Origin of the sequence: Mucilaginibacter segetis (assembly GCF_016522075.1) — a bacterium.
In the GTDB taxonomy this organism is placed as follows: Bacteria; Bacteroidota; Bacteroidia; order Sphingobacteriales; family Sphingobacteriaceae; genus Mucilaginibacter; species Mucilaginibacter segetis.
In genome coordinates this window covers 323,130-340,254 of record NZ_JAEHFW010000003.1, presented here as the reverse complement: position 1 = coordinate 340,254, position 17,125 = coordinate 323,130, and the positions used below count along the sequence as shown (strand labels likewise).

General features: G+C 34.7%; 14 protein-coding genes and 1 pseudogene. 7 read left to right on the top strand and 8 right to left on the bottom strand.

From position 1 onward, the window contains the following. The first annotated feature begins 62 nt into the window (after positions 1–62). Together I5M19_RS15255 and I5M19_RS15250 are read left to right on the top strand one after the other, a co-directional pair. A complete protein-coding gene (locus I5M19_RS15255) occupies positions 63–1,109 on the top strand; it encodes an O-antigen ligase family protein (RefSeq protein ID WP_200067223.1) in 1,047 nt (348 codons plus the stop codon). Further along, a complete protein-coding gene (locus I5M19_RS15250; RefSeq protein WP_200067222.1) occupies positions 1,106–2,191 on the top strand; it encodes a 6-hydroxymethylpterin diphosphokinase MptE-like protein in 1,086 nt (361 codons plus the stop codon). The genes I5M19_RS15255 and I5M19_RS15250 overlap by 4 nt, the downstream gene beginning before the upstream one ends. Before the next feature lie 89 nt (positions 2,192–2,280). On the opposite strand, the gene I5M19_RS15245 is transcribed toward I5M19_RS15250, so the two are convergent. Beyond that, the gene (locus I5M19_RS15245; protein ID WP_200067221.1) at positions 2,281–3,384 is read right to left on the bottom strand and encodes an endo-1,4-beta-xylanase; all 1,104 of its coding nucleotides are present in this window, start codon (positions 3,382–3,384) and stop codon (positions 2,281–2,283) included. A 268-nt stretch (positions 3,385–3,652) separates the two neighbouring features. Here I5M19_RS15245 and I5M19_RS15240 point away from each other — a divergent pair, with 268 nt between their 5' ends. From I5M19_RS15240 to I5M19_RS15225, 4 genes are all read left to right on the top strand, one after another. Further along, positions 3,653–5,059, top strand: coding sequence for an undecaprenyl-phosphate glucose phosphotransferase (locus I5M19_RS15240; protein WP_200067220.1), 1,407 nt, complete (start codon positions 3,653–3,655; stop codon positions 5,057–5,059). Between the two features lie 19 nt (positions 5,060–5,078). Further along, positions 5,079–6,197, top strand: a complete 1,119-nt coding sequence (gmd, locus tag I5M19_RS15235; RefSeq protein ID WP_200067219.1) for a GDP-mannose 4,6-dehydratase — start codon at positions 5,079–5,081, stop codon at positions 6,195–6,197. A 1-nt stretch (position 6,198) separates the two neighbouring features. After that, positions 6,199–7,128, top strand: coding sequence for a GDP-L-fucose synthase family protein (locus tag I5M19_RS15230; RefSeq protein WP_200067218.1), 930 nt, complete (start codon positions 6,199–6,201; stop codon positions 7,126–7,128). A gap of 183 nt (positions 7,129–7,311) precedes the next feature. After that, on the top strand, positions 7,312–8,715 hold the full coding sequence (locus I5M19_RS15225; protein WP_200067217.1) for an undecaprenyl-phosphate glucose phosphotransferase: 1,404 nt from the start codon (positions 7,312–7,314) through the stop codon (positions 8,713–8,715). A 5-nt stretch (positions 8,716–8,720) separates the two neighbouring features. On the opposite strand, the gene I5M19_RS18815 is transcribed toward I5M19_RS15225, so the two are convergent. From I5M19_RS18815 to I5M19_RS18845, 4 genes and pseudogenes are all read right to left on the bottom strand, one after another. Continuing rightward, positions 8,721–9,908: a glycosyltransferase gene (locus I5M19_RS18815; protein WP_214653071.1), complete on the bottom strand. Its 1,188-nt coding sequence runs from the start codon at positions 9,906–9,908 to the stop codon at positions 8,721–8,723. 8 nt (positions 9,909–9,916) lie between these two features. Next, positions 9,917–10,786, bottom strand: a complete 870-nt coding sequence (locus I5M19_RS15215; RefSeq protein WP_200067215.1) for a glycosyltransferase family 2 protein — start codon at positions 10,784–10,786, stop codon at positions 9,917–9,919. Between the two features lie 8 nt (positions 10,787–10,794). After that, the gene (locus tag I5M19_RS15210) at positions 10,795–12,039 is read right to left on the bottom strand and encodes a hypothetical protein (protein WP_200067214.1); all 1,245 of its coding nucleotides are present in this window, start codon (positions 12,037–12,039) and stop codon (positions 10,795–10,797) included. A gap of 66 nt (positions 12,040–12,105) precedes the next feature. Next, positions 12,106–12,399, bottom strand: a pseudogene (locus I5M19_RS18845) (CatB-related O-acetyltransferase); the annotation flags it as partial. Positions 12,400–13,020: 621 nt separating this feature from the next. Between I5M19_RS18845 and I5M19_RS15200 the strand changes: the two are divergent. Beyond that, complete coding sequence (locus I5M19_RS15200; protein ID WP_200067212.1) at positions 13,021–14,124, top strand: endonuclease/exonuclease/phosphatase family protein; 1,104 nt, start codon at positions 13,021–13,023, stop codon at positions 14,122–14,124. A gap of 21 nt (positions 14,125–14,145) precedes the next feature. Here the strand turns inward: I5M19_RS15200 and I5M19_RS15195 are convergent, their stop codons facing one another. The 3 genes from I5M19_RS15195 to I5M19_RS15185 all read right to left on the bottom strand — a co-directional run bounded on the left by I5M19_RS15195 (position 14,146) and on the right by I5M19_RS15185 (position 16,990). Beyond that, positions 14,146–15,402: a WcaI family glycosyltransferase gene (locus I5M19_RS15195; protein WP_200067211.1), complete on the bottom strand. Its 1,257-nt coding sequence runs from the start codon at positions 15,400–15,402 to the stop codon at positions 14,146–14,148. Positions 15,403–15,609: 207 nt separating this feature from the next. After that, positions 15,610–16,431 (bottom strand): glycosyltransferase family 2 protein, encoded by an 822-nt coding sequence (locus I5M19_RS15190; RefSeq protein WP_200067210.1) that lies wholly within the window; start codon positions 16,429–16,431, stop codon positions 15,610–15,612. A 13-nt stretch (positions 16,432–16,444) separates the two neighbouring features. Next, positions 16,445–16,990, bottom strand: coding sequence for an LbetaH domain-containing protein (locus tag I5M19_RS15185; RefSeq protein ID WP_200067209.1), 546 nt, complete (start codon positions 16,988–16,990; stop codon positions 16,445–16,447). Positions 16,991–17,125 lie beyond the last annotated feature (135 nt).

The window sequence follows — 17,125 nt, the reverse complement described above, 5'->3', positions numbered from 1 at the left end:
TGTTTGTTTTATCAAACATGCTATACTCAGTCAAGACAAAATCTATACAAGGTCTTGCAGTAATGGCGGTTTTAATTATATATCTGCACGCTACCACCTCGTTTCCTAACATGACCTTTAATAAATTCAACAATTTATCTAAACGATTTTGTTATGGATTAGCTTTTATGTATATATTCCTTATATATATACCTCTGTTATCCCGTTACTCCTATACATTTGCGTCATGGTATCTTATCGCGTCTGGAGAAATACCACTATTGCAAACAACCATGGACGGCCCACTTCTAATAATTCTATTATCAACCCTGGTTTTCATTAGTTTAAAATTTAAATATAAAAATGTATTTGAAGCTATTTTATTGACATCAATTTTAATGATAGGCTTTTATACTTTACTGGTTTTCAATCGCAGGACTATTATTCTAATGTTTTTATTACTGCCTTTTTATATTCTTTTAAATAAACAAAAAGGTAATGCGGTACCATGGCTTTTATTTATAGGTACATTTTTAGTGCCACTAAACTTTTTGCTGATCATTAAATATGCTGCCTCCATTTCAAACACATCGCTTTTTGTTGACTTAATGGGTAGATCAAATGACTTGAATGATAAAAATGGAAGATTGGCGGGCTGGATATTGGCTACCAACGCTTATACAAATGATTTTTCGTTCAGTCGCGACTTTTTTGGATATCATGCAAATCTGATACGTAATACTGACGAACGTTACAACCACTTTCATAATGGTTTTATACAACTATACTATGAGCAGGGAATTTTCGGATTCACAACAACGGTTGCTTTGTTAATCCAGTTAGTTAGGCGCGTTAAATATTTTAAGTTATTAGATCTGAAAAGGTTTAAATACACCTACATTTTTGTATTTATGTTTACTGTGTTATTAATTTTACTGAATACAGAATCTATCTTCCGCAAAACATCTATCTTCTGCGTGTTTTTTGTAATATGTGCATTTTTTATTATCAAATTAAGCAATCAATTAAAACGTACTATTACTGTGGCAATAACAACTACTGAAGATGAAGTTACTACAATTGAGGATGTTGATTCAAACACTGATACTAGTAATAAAATATCCAAATGATCCCTATACTTAACAAAGGAATAAGTACGATAAAAAATGACGGATTGATAGTTTTTGCATTAAGAACTTTCAATTTTTCTATCGTTAAGTTCAAGCGTCTTATTGGTAAAGGAGGAAATATAGATTACAAAAAATGGGATAATCTGAAAGATCGCTATAAAGGCCAGAGAATATTTATCGTGGGTAATGGGCCCAGTTTAAATAAAATGCCTTTATATCTATTGAAAGATGAATACAAAATGTGCTTTAACAGATTTAACCTGATGTATGACCGGTTAAACTGGAAGCCGGATTTTTATACAGTTATAGATGACCTGGTGGTAAAGGATAATTATAAAGAAATAAATGAAGAAATACTTCCTTATGTAAATGAGGCCTTTTTTCCTGATATACATCCTTCCAATGTTGATTTTTTCAGATATATTGATAATCGGCCAAATGTAAATTGGTTTATAGCAGATGAACCGAAGTTTCATGCGGATTTGCCCAAATGCGGGCATAATAAAACAGTGGTTAATGCCGGACTACAGATTGCAGCGTGGTTGGGATTTACAGAGATTTATCTGATAGGAGTTGATATGACCTTTGGCGAGCAAAAAGTTAAAAAGCTAAATTCACGGGACTGGGAAGCCGGAGAAGACGACCCCAATCATTTCGATCCCAGATATTTTAAAAAGGGCCGTAAATACCATAATCCAACTGTACATGAAATGATTGAAAAATTTGAAGATGCTAAAATATTCTTTGATCAGCTTGGTGTAAAGGTTTTTAATGCAGGCGTTGGAGGTAAATTGGAGGTTTTTCCGCGAGTGGAATTTAACTCTTTGTTTAATTATACAGATAGCCAATTAATAGATTTGCTTAACTCCATTGAGAATTTGAAAAAAATTGGCAAAACGTTCACGTATATCGAGCAAAACACTGAGCATTATAAGTCTATCGAAAGTTTACCAGATATGTTTAAAACAGGAACTGATATCGGTGCTAAATTAATCCCCCAATTAATTGGAAAATACAACCCAATTGGACCGTATAAAAACCTCTATTATTTTGTAAAGGCCGAAAGTAATATCCAATTATAACTATTTGTAACCAGAAATAATTAATCTTAAGATCATAGTGCTTTAATAATATTCGTCACCTATAAAGAGAGGTGACATTATTAAACACTTTAAAAATTAATGATAGTAAAAAAAGCTTCCTTAGGCTTTAAGCCTGCTCCAAATATATATGGATAATTTCTTTTATTAAGCTTCTTTTCTAAAAAAGTTTTTCCAATTCCATCATCTATTCCCCAAAACGTAACACCCTTTACCACATCATGATTTTTCCTTAAAATTTCGAAAATATCGCCATAAATACGAGCTTGCCTATCCTCTAAATCCTTTGAATATTTATCATTGGTATGAAGTACACTTTTTATTGTAGCATTTCTGTTAAAGGTAGAAACATCTAACTCTGATATCTGAACGTCAAGCCCGAGCGATTTAAACGCATCTATATCCTGTTGAATATCCTCTTTGCTTTTACCTTCAATCCCTAGATGGTATTGAATACCCATTCCATCAATTGGAACCCCTTTTACTTTCAATCGCTTAATCAATTCATAAAATTTTTCACGTTGCTTGGTATTGTAAACACCATCATTATAATAAAGTTTAGCCTGAGGATCAGCTTCATGAGCAAATTCAAAAGCCTTCTCTATATATTCTTCTCCTAATAATGCAAAAAGTTTATCAGTGGGTCGTTCAGCCTCGTTTACCACATCCCAACTGTAAACCTTACCTTTATAACGGCCCATAACTGTAAAAATGTGTTTTCTCATCCTTTCCAGTACTACCTCCTTTGATGCAGGCTTATTTCCATCTTTCAAAAACCAGGCAGGCATTTTCAAATACCATATCAGGCAATGCCCGCGTACTAACAAATTATTTTTTTGAGCAAAATCAACTAAACTATCAGCCTTAGCCCATCGGTATTCATACTCTTTAGGATGTATCCAGGCGGGTTGCATAGCTTGTTTACCAGTTAAACTTGAGAATTGTTCCTTAATAAATGTAGTGGTTTTGGAATCTTTAAAGTCGGTCTCAGGTCGCACCGCAGCACCAATAGGGAAATAATCTTTATAAGCACCTTTTAACGTTTTATCATCTTGCTTTAAATTATAAATTTCGGTTGATTTACTTTGCCCGGATGTACGTTTATAATTAACCGCAAAAAACACACACGATAAAATAACCACAGGCAATATTACATTCCATATAAATTTCATCATATCCTTATAAATACCTATCCATAACGTTAATGCGAATTATCTATTTTATGCAAGTCAATTATTTATTAATCATATCAATATTTTTACATATAGTTTATGTATTTAATTTTAAAGATTAATACTAAACGTCAACCTCACGTTAAATGAAATTTAATTAATATTCAACTCTAGTTGTTTAAAAATGTTTAAATTTATGCCAGAAAAGTAGAAATTTTAATAATAAATAGTTGCCTATAAATTAGGATGTTATTAGTTATTAATCATATAAATGGAAATAAAACATAGTTACCGCCTAAATGCCTTTCGCTTTTTTAATGAGGCATCTTTAATTACTTTAAGCTTTGCTTTAGCCTGTTCATTACTTCAATATATTTTTCATACCAATTTACATCTGATAAATTTATGGATGTTGCCAATTCTAATTATTGGTTGGTATTTCTCATCGCGCTCAAAAAAAACCGAAGATTTAAGTACTCGTGGCATTTTGCTTGGCTTGTATAAAACTGCCAATAGTATTTTTATACAATTTTGCCTGGTAATATTATTTTTCTTTTCAGCTCATCAAACCTATAACACCCGCCGTTTCATCATAATTTATATCGGCTTATTAAGTATACTCATCCCGCTTGAAAAAATAATTTATCGCCGAATAATGCTTTTTTTGTACAAAAAGGGAGTCAACAAAAAACGCATACTTATTATAGGCGCAGGTAAATTAGGGATTGAATTCTCTAACATAATTACCCGCAACAAATATTTAGGCTATGAAGTGATTGGATTTTTAGACGACGAGCAAAAACCCAATCTTAACGGCCAGTATTTAGGTAAAACAGATATTATTGACGAATTTATTACAAATAATATTACAACCTTTGATGAAGTTGTAATAGCATTACCTAATAAAGCCCATAAAAAAATAAAAAATATAGCCGAAAAAGTAAGCAATCATGCAGTTAAGCTTCGAATAATACCTGCTTATCATGATTTTGTGACCTCCCAATATAAGGTAGGCATGTTTAATGGGTTACCGGTTATTACTATCCGGAACGAGCCGTTAGATGATATACACTTACGTGCAATTAAGCGGTTATTTGACGTGATATTTAGTTTAGCTGTTTTGATATTTGTTTGTAGTTGGTTATTTCCGTTAATAGCACTAGCTATAATTATCGACTCAAAAGGTCCGGCTTTTTTTGTTCAGGAGCGTTGGGGGCGTAAAAACATGAAAATTAATTGCTATAAGTTTCGCTCAATGTACACAACTTCAAAGGATGTTGCTGAAAATGGCAAATACCAACAAGCTAAGAAAGACGACTTACGTATAACTCCAGTGGGTAAGTTTTTGAGGAAGAGTAATTTGGATGAATTTCCACAGTTTATAAATGTTCTGTTAGGAGATATGTCTGTTGTTGGTCCTCGGCCACATCCTACCCCTTTAAACCTGGAATCAAAGGAAATAATTGATAGATATTTAGTAAGACACCTTGTAAAACCCGGCATTACCGGCATGGCGCAGGTTAACGGTTTCCGTGGCCAAACAGATGACCCCTCGTTAATGCGTGCACGTGTTAACTATGACATTTGGTATATCGAAAATTGGAGTTTATTTTTAGATGTCAAAATAATATTCCTTACCTTTTGGAAAACAATAGTTGGCGATAAAAACGCCTTTTAATAAAAATTCATAATCATTCATGTCTAAAAAAATTGCCTTAATAACCGGGATTACCGGTCAAGACGGAGCCTATCTTGCTGATCTATTATTGTCCAAGGGATATCAGGTACATGGTATCAAGCGTCGCAGTTCATTATTTAATACTGATCGTATAGATCATCTTTATCATGACCCACATGATGAAGATCAACGTTTTGTACTACATTATGGGGATCTTTCAGATTCTACTAACCTCATACGTATAATCCAACAAGTACAGCCCGATGAAATATATAACTTAGGTGCTATGTCTCACGTAAAAGTTAGCTTTGATACGCCCGAATACACAGCTAATGCTGATGGCATTGGTACATTAAGGATATTAGAGGCTGTAAGGTTATTAAATTTAACAAAAAAAACCAAAATATATCAGGCATCTACTTCTGAGTTATATGGCTTGGTACAGGCAGTTCCCCAATCAGAAACAACACCTTTTTATCCGCGCTCACCTTATGCCGTTGCTAAACTATATGCTTATTGGATAACCGTAAATTACCGCGAAGCATATGGAATGTTCGCCTGCAATGGTATTTTATTTAATCATGAAAGCCCCCTGCGAGGCGAAACATTTGTAACCCGCAAAATAACGCGTGCAGTTGCTAAAATAGCCATGGGTTTACAGGAAAAAATATTTCTAGGTAATTTAGATGCGCAACGCGACTGGGGACACGCAAAAGATTATGTAGAGGCCATGTATCTGATATTACAACAGGAAACCCCTGAAGATTATGTTATAGCAACAGGCATAACAACCCATGTACGAGAATTTGTACGCCTGGCATTTGCGGAAGTTGGTATACAAGTAGAATTCAAAGGTAAAGGCGTTGACGAAAAAGGATATATAGTTTCCTGCAGTAACCCAGACTACCAATTACCATCAGGTCAAGAAGTAGTTTCTGTTGATTCAAAATATTTCAGGCCCACAGAAGTTGATCTGTTAATTGGTGACCCATCAAAATCAAATAAAAAATTAAACTGGACACCTAAATATGATTTGCGGTCGTTAATAAAAGAAATGGTTGCTGCTGATGTTGTTTTGTTTAAGCGCGATAAACTTTTAAAGGATTCCGGCTACAAAATTAAAAACCAGTTTGAATAATATGGAAAAACAAGCGAAGATCTACATCGCAGGTCACCGTGGCATGGTGGGTTCTGCTATACTTAGGAAATTGCAAAACGAAGGATATACTAACTTTACTTTGCGTACCTCAACAGAACTCGATCTTCGTAACCAACAAAAGGTGGTTGATTTTTTTGCCATGGAACAACCTGAATATGTTTTTTTAGCTGCCGCTAATGTTGGCGGAATTGTTGCAAACAATACTTACCGTGCCGATTTTTTATATGATAATTTACAAATACAAAACAATGTTATTCATTCCTCATATGTAAATGGCGTAAAAAAATTAATGTTCTTAGGGTCAAGTTGTATTTATCCTAAATTGGCTCCGCAACCTTTAAAAGAGGAATACTTGTTAACCGGCTTACTCGAACCAACTAATGAACCCTATGCTATAGCGAAAATTGCTGGCATAAAAATGTGTGATGCATATCGTTCACAATATGGTTGCAATTATATCTCTGTGATGCCTACAAATTTATATGGTTACAATGATAACTATCATCCGCAAAATTCACATGTTTTACCTGCAATGATACGCCGTTTTCATGAAGCAAAAATCAACAATGCATCCTCTGTAACCATTTGGGGTACCGGAACACCAAAACGTGAGTTTTTATTCGCAGATGACCTGGCAAACGCCTGTTATTACTTAATGCAAACTTATAACGAAGCGGGTTTGGTGAATGTTGGCACAGGAAAAGATATTTCTATTAAAGACCTCGCTTTATTGATTCAAAAAATAGTTGGTTATGAATGTAAGCTATTATTTGATGATAGCAAACCTGACGGTACACCCAGAAAATTAATGGATGTTACCAAACTACACAACCAGGGCTGGAAACATACTATTGATTTAGAAGAAGGTATAAAACTTGCTTATATCGATTTTTTAAAACACCACAAATAGCGATTTATTAATAGTTATTTTTAATTTCATTTCCGCATATTTAACCGATTTTCTTAGATGTTTTAAGAATAAAACTAATCACATTTTTGCTCTTTTTATAAAATATTTTTAATATTCTAAGCAAAATATTATGCATATTTGAAAATTAATAAACTTACACGGTAAGTTTTTTAGACTTTAATAATGGTTCATCGTTACGCTACATTCATAAAAACTATTAATCTGACGGGTGATTATTTAGTTTTAAACATGAGCATGCTTGTAGCTTATTATTATCTTGCAGGTAACGTACATTTCTCATGGCTGCCTAATAAAACCTATCTTCCTATTGTTCTTATTTTTAACATTGCCTGGTTTATTGCAGCCCGTATAACACAGTTATATAACGAAGTATTAAATAAAGACTCGGTAAACACATTCAGGAACGTAATAAAAACATACCTTACTTTTATTTGCCTTATTAGTGCTATACTTATAATTATAAGCATAAAAACTTATTTTATTACTCGTGAATATTTAATCTATTCATCCGTTTTATTTGGGATATTCATAGGATTGTGGAAGTTGATCTTCCTCAGTATACGGAAAAGCGATCGTGCAATACTATATGATACACGCAGAGTAGTTATTGTTGGTTACGGTAAAAGCAGTATAGATCTTTATTATTACTTTGGATTAAACCCCGACCGCGGGTATAACATGGTAGGTTTTTTTGCAGACGACCGTGAAAGCGTGAAAGAACAGCATTTATACATGGGAAAAGTTGACGATTGCATAGATTATGTATTGGCCAACAAAATTGACGAGATATTTTGCACGTTGCCCGTATCCGAAACCGAAAAAATTGAAAAACTTATTACCAGCGCCGATAAAAATCTCATACGTTTCAAAATTATACCGGAATATTATGATTACGGTATTAAACCGGTGCTCATCCAAAGCTTTGGGCATATACCAGTAATATCCGTTAGATCGGAACCGTTAGAGAATATGCTTAACAGGTTTATAAAGCGGGTATTTGATATTTTTTTTTCTATTATCATTATACTTCTCCTGCTAACCTGGCTATTCCCGATACTGGCAATTCTAATCCGGTTGGAATCAAAGGGGCCTGTATTATTTAAGCAACTACGCTCAGGCCGTGATAACAGTCCGTTTTGGTGCTATAAATTCCGAAGCATGTATATTGATAACAGTAATGAAGAAAAACAGGCCGTTAAAAATGATCAGCGTATTACTAAAATAGGCACATTCTTGCGCCGTACAAGTATTGACGAACTTCCTCAGTTTTTTAATGTTTTGATGGGTAACATGACCGTTGTAGGCCCGAGGCCGCATATGCTAAGCCATACCACTCAATATGCACAGCTTATTGACAGATTTATGGTAAGGCATTTTCTAAAGCCGGGAATTACAGGTTACGCACAGGTTAAAGGTTTGCGGGGTGAAACCCGTACAACAGAAGCCATGCTGAAACGGGTAGAAGCTGATGTGTGGTACCTGGAAAACTGGTCGTTTTTGCTGGACCTTAAAATAATTTTCCTTACGGTTTGGAACAGTATACGCGGCGATGAAAATGCTTTTTAACTAACTTATAGTTTATCCCATCCTGAGGTATTATACCTGCCATGCCAATTACTGATTATTAATGCCGATATCATACCGGGTGTTTTGAATTTTTGCGCGTTTAAATACCTCAAGGCTGCTAATAATTGCTTTCCCATTTTTTCATAGCTCATCAGGTCAATAATTTGCAATGCCTTTTTATTCATTTCTTCTTTTTCAGAAACGGGAAGATCAATAAATTTCAACAGCGTTTGGGCCATGTCGTCTATATTATAAGGGTCAAAACTGAAACCGTTTACGCTGCTTTTAAGCAGATCGCGTGCTGCATTCACCTCTTTACTTAATAAAACCGGCAAACCGGCAGCCATCGCCTCGTTCACCACTAATCCCCAGGTTTCGGAAAAACTCGGCAAAACGAAAGCATCAGCATTATTAAAATAACTGCTCAACTTATCGTTATCAACAGCAGGTAATATAGCTGCCATTTTTAAATCAAGATCCGTTATTAGTCTCTCTAAATTTTCCCGCTCAGGGCCATCCCCTATTATTTTAAGGTTGTATCCCGTATTATTTTTTTCAACTACTTGCCAGGCTTTCAATAAACCGCTTAAGTTTTTAACAGGTACCAGCCGCGCCACACAAATAATATTTTTATTCTTAAACTGCTTTATTGTTTCAGGCTTAAAAGCATTATTATTTATACATGCAAAGCCATAAAAAAATAACATTTCCGCAGTTTTAAATTCAGGATAATCTGAATCATAACTTTTAGATGGCAGCCATAGCCCGTCTGCCTGCCTTATAATCGTATCCTTTACCCATTGTATTATTTTATTTCGCTTAACTTGTAATGGACGCGCATCATCAAACATTATAAACTTGCTCTTATGCTTTTTTGCCCATGCAATGCCTATTGCTCCGGCATAAAACACAATTGACGGGCCAATGATTATATCCGGTAACAACCTATCTAAAGCTTCAAAAACCGCCGCTTTTATTTCCTCTTTATTTAAATCAGGAGCGCTCTTATCGGGGAAAAGACAGGTCCACCATGCCTGAGCAGTATTAACCGAATCAAAGGTGTAAGGCGATCCCTTACCAAATAATTCAATAGCATTTAGTGACACACCTCTGGAAGAAAGAAACTCATGCAAATACATTAGCCGCCCTTTCCAATAGACCCTGAAATCGTTATTTAATATGACAACCTTCACTGGAGCATCTATTGTTTTTTAAATTTATCCCATATAACCGGGAACAAGGTTTTGAGCCAAAGTTTAGTAAAAGCGCCAAAATAATCGGCCGGAAAATGTTTTTTTATATAATACAGGTATTCCTTATAGGCTAACCCTTTAACGTTATATAAATAATTGATACGTTTTTTTAATGAATATTTACCTGACAACCAGTTTACTCCGTGATCATCTTCGCAGTAACCGTAATAACCCGGGGCCACCAACACATCAATACCTCCCTTATGGGCACTTAAAGTGTAATCAAAATCGGCAAGATAATGCGTAAAAGCCGCGCTGAAAATACCTATACGCCGCACTGTTAATGCATCAACCAAAAATATATTTGCATTGCCTAACTGACACGGAATTGCTTTCACCTTATCGGGCTTTAGCATATAGTACGCCGCGCGATCGGGTTTATATAAAGCATGGCCACCATAACTAAGTTCATTGGTAATAGGGCTTAAGGTAGACCCTACCAGCAATGTACCCTCAGCATTCCGTTGATTATAGCAAATCATAAGTCGCTCAATGGCGTCATCCATCAGCACAACGTCATCATTAAATAATAAAAAAAGGGTGTATTCTCCTTTACTGATAGCATATTGCCAAATGGTTCGCATTCCGCCCGCCCAAAAAAGATGCCCCGTACCGGTAATTATACTTACTTGAGGATACTTATATTTAACCGCTTGCGCAGTACCATCTGTTGAAGCATCATCCAGTAAATATATATCAGAATTCAACTCGGCAAAAGCTTGTTGATTTATTAAACTGTCTAAAAAGTTTATGGTTTTGTCTTTGCGATTAAAACAAGTTATTAGAACTGCAACCTTGCGTGTGGTATTTTTTGTCATCGCATATTTCAGCTATCTAAAGTATCTATCTTATACTTAATAAACGGAACCTGCTTATCCTTCAAAAATAAAAAGATCAGTATAAAAGGTAAAAATAATATGGGTTCGCCAAAGCTTGTTATCAGCAAAATCAGGATGCAATAAATCAAATTCTCTCCTCTTACTATGTATTGCACGCAAACTTTAGCATATTTATACACCAGATAAAGGAAACCGATAACACCGAATTTGGCCAAAAAGTCGAAAACACCGTTGGATATATTCACGGTGTAGGCCTTATCCAATATCTCATTATATTTATTACTTACGCCCAGTATCAACTTACTACCGAAGGTGTCATATATATACCACATACTTGAGAAACGGTTTAGTGGTATCTCCATACGGTTGTGATGGTAATATTTTTGCAGTACCCTTAAATGGTTAAGATCGCGCATATCCTCTTTATAAGTATCTACTATTTTATCAGCCAAGAAGGGAATAAAAATAAATGCTAAAATGATAGCAGGGATTAAAATAAGTACCCATATGTTTATTTTAGGCACCCTGTACCTATACGCCATAAAAAGTAATACTAACAACCCCAAATAGTTAGTAGTGGAAAAAGTGGTAAGGTTGGCTATAATTAATATTATAGCTATTTTATCAAACTTAAACTTATTCAGGAAAAAATGATACATGAGGGTGAATACCAGGAAACACCCAAATGCACCGGGCTCCCATACAAAACCCGAGTTGCTGAAATCATGAAAGCCTTGTGTATAAGTAAACAATAAAATGTTAGTGTAACCAGGTATAGTGTTGCCTGTAGGAAAATTTAATGCCGAGAACATATTATACATCGTATCGCCTGCAATAACCTGAAATGCAAAGAATACGAACGACAAAAGCGTTAGATGTGTCATAACCTTTACGATATTGGCCAGTGCCTTTTCTTTTAAAATAACACATACTATAAACGCGAGATAAATGTACTTAAACAAAAAGATAACGTCACTTGTCAGGTATTCAGTCTCTACATCATTTACTGCCAAAAAACGGAATGCCATATAAAACAGGTAAATACCGGAAAATATGCTGATCAGTTGTATATCCCGTTTAGTAAACAACTTTTTTGATATGGCCATAGTAATCATCAACACCAAAATTATTATCCATCCTAATGTGCTTGATGATAAAACATTCGCGTTGGCCGATAGTAATAAAAAGAATAGGGTAACAAAATAATTAAGGTCGAAATTTTTAAAATCCATTTAATTAAACTTTTATGCCGATTTAGTAAGGCTATATCTAACACTCAAATATTTTACTTTGTTGCACTATATTGGTTCTTCCTCTGCAACCGAGGAGATAAACGATTGAATATCGTTAAAAAGTTGACTCTTATTTTTTATTTTTCCTACATCCCAGTTCCACCATTTGATGGCCAAAAGCTTTTCGATCTGTTGTTCGGTAAAGCGTTGCTTTAAAATTTTAGCGGGTATACCCCCTGCTATGGTATAAGGAGGTATATTTTTAGTAACCACAGCTCCGGCGGCAATAATGGCCCCGTCACCAATAGTTATTCCATCCATTATCAATACGTTATTACCTATCCACACATCATTACCTATCTTAACTATGCATTCTTTATCTTCATCAACAAATATATGATCCGGAAACAATGTTTTTTCTGTAAATGTAAAACCCGCCTGTTTTTTGGTTGAAAAAAAAGCAGGATGCGTGGAAACGAAGGTATTTGACGGATGCACACCCAAACCGGTTTGAACATTGCTCCCGATGGAGCAAAACCTGCCTGTGATGGTATTTTTTATAACTGCACCATTTGCTATATAAGTGCCGTAACCAATATACGAAGTACCGATAACAGCATTATCCCCAATTACATTTTGCCCCTCAAAAGTATTATGGATATTAAATATTACGTTACCACCAATTTTTACTTGCTTGCTGCGATTAATCCACCTGTAATAACATCTTTTTAGCAGGTTCCTCATTTCAGGATAGTAAACATGGTTAATAAATTAAAAAACATATACGCTGCGTAAAGATAACAGAATGGTATAAAACTTAAGATATATGGAACACAGGTTTAATGAAAAATTAAAAATAATGTCATTAATTTCAATAAATTAATACCGCTCATTCTTTTAAAACCAAGTATAAACATCTACTTTTAGGCAATTTTGTAGCCCAAACATACATTTATAATTACTTGCACTTTATTTGCAAACATGAGAGTTAAAAAAAGAAAAAAACAACTACTTCTTATTGATAAGATTTTCTTGACGCTAAATATTATAGTTGCCTTAGCGCTCCTGTTAAGTTATTTGGCCCCAAGTACTGATCCTCGTGATTTTTGGATAATTGCAATTTTGGGTTTTGGTTATCATTTATTAATTATTGCAAACTTATTTTTCATACTCTACTGGCTTTTCCGCAAAGCGATCTTCATATTAATCTCGGCAATTTCTATTTTTATCGGATTTAGCTTCATAATGGCAAATTATGGTTTCAGAAGCGCTACTTTACCGGCCGAGAATAAACCAGCCGGGAGTATAAGAATTATGCAATATAATGTACGGAAGTTTAAAGGAATAGACAGGTTTTATGAATCCCCGATACAAAATGAGATTTCAGAGGTTGTTGAAAATAAAAATCCCGATATTATTGACTTTGAAGAATTTTCAATTACTAAAGCAAATAAAGACTCAATTACCAACATATTTAAGCAATCAATAAAATCTAATTACTATTATTTTAAGATTTTTGATAATACTCGTTACGACTCTACAGGTAATGCGATTTTTTCGAGATACCCTATTATAAATACGGGTTACGTAGAGACAAATGGGTTTTTAGATACTAAGGCAATATTTGCAGATATAAAATATAATAAAAAAACAATTCGGGTTTATTGCATTCATCTTGCGGCTGTTAAAATACAAAAAAGAGAAAAAGGAAATATTTTAAAAGGTGATTTTGATATTAATAATTCATCTTTTATACAAAACAAATTAACAGCTGCTTTTATTTACAGAAGTTACCAAGTATCAAGAATAAAAAGGCACATTGAAAAGTGTCCGTATCCGTATATTATTACTGGTGATTTTAATGATACACCCAATTCATTTGCAGTTAATGAATTAAGCGATGGAATGAAAAATGCTTTTATTGAAAAAGGAAGCGGCTTTGTTACTACTTATTACAGCAAGTTCCCAAAGCTTCAGATAGATTACATATTGGTTAGTCCGCAATTTAATGTATTAACCTACCAGGCAATTGATAAAAAAATATCTGATCATAAGCCGGTAATAAGTGATATTGAGCTTAAATAATTACAGCGATGAATTGATAAACTAATTCAGGAAGCTTTTTTCAAACTTACTCATTACCTTATCAACATTCAGATACTCTACTGCGTACTTACGGGCGTTACGGCGTTTTTCCTCCAGTTCATCATTCAATTTAATATCAAGTATCTGCTTGGTTAATATATCTTGAATTCCTTTATCCTGTGGTTCAACAATATAGCCTATGTTATGATCTTTCACCATATCATACAAAGTAGTACCCTTAGTAGCTGTAATAATGCTGGCACCACCTACTGCCACAATAGTGGCCAGTTTTGATGGCATCACTAAATCGCCTGCATCTGCTATTTGCAAAACCAGGTGAATATCGGCCATGTTTAAAAATTCATTAAACACATTCTTTTCCTGTACCTGCAAAAACGAAATATTTGTTAGGCCTTTACGATTCGCCTGTTTCCACAATTTATCCTTATACGGCCCTGATGAACATATAATAAATTTTATATGTTCATGATCCTTCAACTCCTCGGCAGTTACCAGTATCCGCTCCAGCCTTTGCTTAACCCCTACCGCACCCGAATATAAATAAACTATGTCATCGGGTTGATAACCCCACTTAATCTTTAATTCGTTACGATTAGGCAGAGGATAAAAATAATCGGTATCCACCCAGTTCGGAAAAAATTCAATTTCCCTGTCTACCTTTTTCTTTATCTTTTTTATCATTCCCTCAGAAATACTGCTAACAAAGTCGGCACTTTTTAAAATATTATGCTCTACCTTAAATAAACCAGCCAATATCCTCTTTTTTGAAAATAGCTTCAAGTCTCGTGCGGCCTCTATCTGCATATCCTGAATATGATAAAGAAGTTTGCCACCTGTTAATTTACGCAGCATTAGCCCCAGATACGCTAAATGGAATGGCGGGGCTACAGTAACGATCAAATCAAACCGCTTATTTAATAAACCCAACTTAAATACAATAAAAAATTTTGATATCCAGTACGAAAAATCCTGCAGGGCCCTGCGTTTACCCGTTGGATTTTTAGGAATATATGATGGGCAACGGTAAATAGTTATGGCAGCATTAGTTTGCTCGGTATATATAATTTCCTTTTTATACCATAAATTATTGTAAGGTTTTTGAACCTTCCAAAACGGATAATACGGAAATGTGGTAATCACAGTACATTCATAACCACGATTTGCCAGCCACTCTAACATTTCGCCATTATATTTTCCAATGCCTATCGGCTCCGGAGAAAAGTTATGGCTAATTAATAGAATTTTTTTATTGTTCATTTATAATTATAGCACTTGGCTGGTAAGATATTTAGTTAGTAACACTCAACTTTGAAGTAAAACCCTAAATATAAAAGAATTTATGTATCAATAACTGCAAACTCTGCAACTGTTAAATATTAATACCGTTTTTCTTTTAAAAGTATATGGATTTTCACTTTATACGGTATCAGAAAAACTGAACCGTTATATTACATAATTGTTTTTTCACCTTTCCTTATTTGCAATTTCATTAGTTTTTAACACAATAAAATATTCATATATAGATTGCAGATTAGCATATGTAATGCCTGTTATACCATCAAGAAATGCCATTTTGTAAAATATCATATATAACCATTTAACTAAAGGCCTGCAAGGCAGCTTATAAAAAATCCCTTTTTGATGATACCGCCTTTCTGTAAAATCAGTACAAAAAAAAGCTTTTTTTAAGGAAAATTGCTTCGCGGTACCAATTTGTTCCATACGAATGGCAGCCTCCATCTCGGCATAGTTTAAATGTCGTGCAAGCCAAAATTTTATACCCTTACTAAAAGGGTAATGATCTATATAGCCATTTAACCTTCCAATACTTCCATCAGCCATCGAAACCGGGTTCACTAAACGTTCGTAACGCATTTTATCAGGCCGGAATAACCGAATATAATATGGTGACATTTGTGCGTGTTTTAACCATTTCCCGTTCCAGGCAAAATCTCTGCGTTGTATTTCAAATGCTACATTTACCGTATTTATAATATTAACCGATTGTAAGGATTGCTGCAACTCCGGTGACACTCTTTCATCGGCATCAATATACAGTACCCACTTATGCTTAAATGAAATATTTTTTAAACCCCAATTTTGGTGTGCCGACCAATTATCAAACTGCCGTTGGGTTATTTTTGCACCTGCGGCAAGCGCAATTTCAATAGTTTTGTCATTACTAAAGGAATCAAAAACGTGCACATCATCGCTCCAGGTAACTGATTGCAGGCACCCCGGCAAATCTTGCTCTTCATTTTTAGTTAGTATTAAAACCGATATCATTTATACTGCAGGCTTATTTAACCATCACACGTTTTTTAATAGGTTTACACGGATGCCCGGAGCATACCATCCATTCCGGCATATCCGTAATCACAACCGATCGGGCACCAATTACGCACCCATCAGGTATGGTTATCCCGGGGTGTATAAAAACCTCAGCCGCTATCCAAACATTGTCTCCAATAAAAATTGGCCGTGTAATTAAAGGTGACCCGCTTTTTGTATAATCATGCGTGCCGGTACATATATTTGCGCCCTGCGAAATAACAGAACGTTCGCCAATAGTTATTTTTCCCTGTGAGTAAAGCGTAGCTCCGCCTGCCACTCCGCATTCCTTACCCAGATCAAGATTCCAGGGCGCCCATATTTTCACACCCGGATATATGTGTACACCTTTAGCTACTTTGGCCCCAAACAATCGCAGCAAAAATGCACGCCATGCATGTAAAGGCTTAGGCGATGATTTAAATAAAAGTATATCAACAATTTGCCAGATCACTCTGGCCGCGCGATTCTTTACTGAAAATGAAGGGCCCGTGTGCGTATCCTGATTGATCATGAATGAACCGAAAATATTAGATTATAATTAATCCTTTTAAAAAAAATCAAACCCTTATTTATAAACGGCCTCACATTATTCGGCATATTATACAATTATATTATTTACTTAAACCATTACCATGATGGTTTTAAA

Bases quoted from the DNA above. Each gene is read 5' to 3' on its own strand.
- I5M19_RS15255 (WP_200067223.1), top strand. From the start codon at position 63: ATGGCGGTTTTAATTATATATCTGCACGCTACCACCTCGTTTCCTAAC.
- I5M19_RS15250 (WP_200067222.1), top strand. From the start codon at position 1,106: ATGATCCCTATACTTAACAAAGGAATAAGTACGATAAAAAATGACGGA.
- I5M19_RS15245 (WP_200067221.1), bottom strand. From the start codon at position 3,384: ATGATGAAATTTATATGGAATGTAATATTGCCTGTGGTTATTTTATCG.
- I5M19_RS15240 (WP_200067220.1), top strand. From the start codon at position 3,653: ATGGAAATAAAACATAGTTACCGCCTAAATGCCTTTCGCTTTTTTAAT.
- gmd (WP_200067219.1), top strand. From the start codon at position 5,079: ATGTCTAAAAAAATTGCCTTAATAACCGGGATTACCGGTCAAGACGGA.
- I5M19_RS15230 (WP_200067218.1), top strand. From the start codon at position 6,199: ATGGAAAAACAAGCGAAGATCTACATCGCAGGTCACCGTGGCATGGTG.
- I5M19_RS15225 (WP_200067217.1), top strand. From the start codon at position 7,312: ATGGTTCATCGTTACGCTACATTCATAAAAACTATTAATCTGACGGGT.
- I5M19_RS15215 (WP_200067215.1), bottom strand. From the start codon at position 10,786: ATGACAAAAAATACCACACGCAAGGTTGCAGTTCTAATAACTTGTTTT.
- I5M19_RS15210 (WP_200067214.1), bottom strand. From the start codon at position 12,039: ATGGATTTTAAAAATTTCGACCTTAATTATTTTGTTACCCTATTCTTT.
- I5M19_RS15200 (WP_200067212.1), top strand. From the start codon at position 13,021: ATGAGAGTTAAAAAAAGAAAAAAACAACTACTTCTTATTGATAAGATT.
- I5M19_RS15195 (WP_200067211.1), bottom strand. From the start codon at position 15,402: ATGAACAATAAAAAAATTCTATTAATTAGCCATAACTTTTCTCCGGAG.
- I5M19_RS15190 (WP_200067210.1), bottom strand. From the start codon at position 16,431: ATGATATCGGTTTTAATACTAACTAAAAATGAAGAGCAAGATTTGCCG.
- I5M19_RS15185 (WP_200067209.1), bottom strand. From the start codon at position 16,990: ATGATCAATCAGGATACGCACACGGGCCCTTCATTTTCAGTAAAGAAT.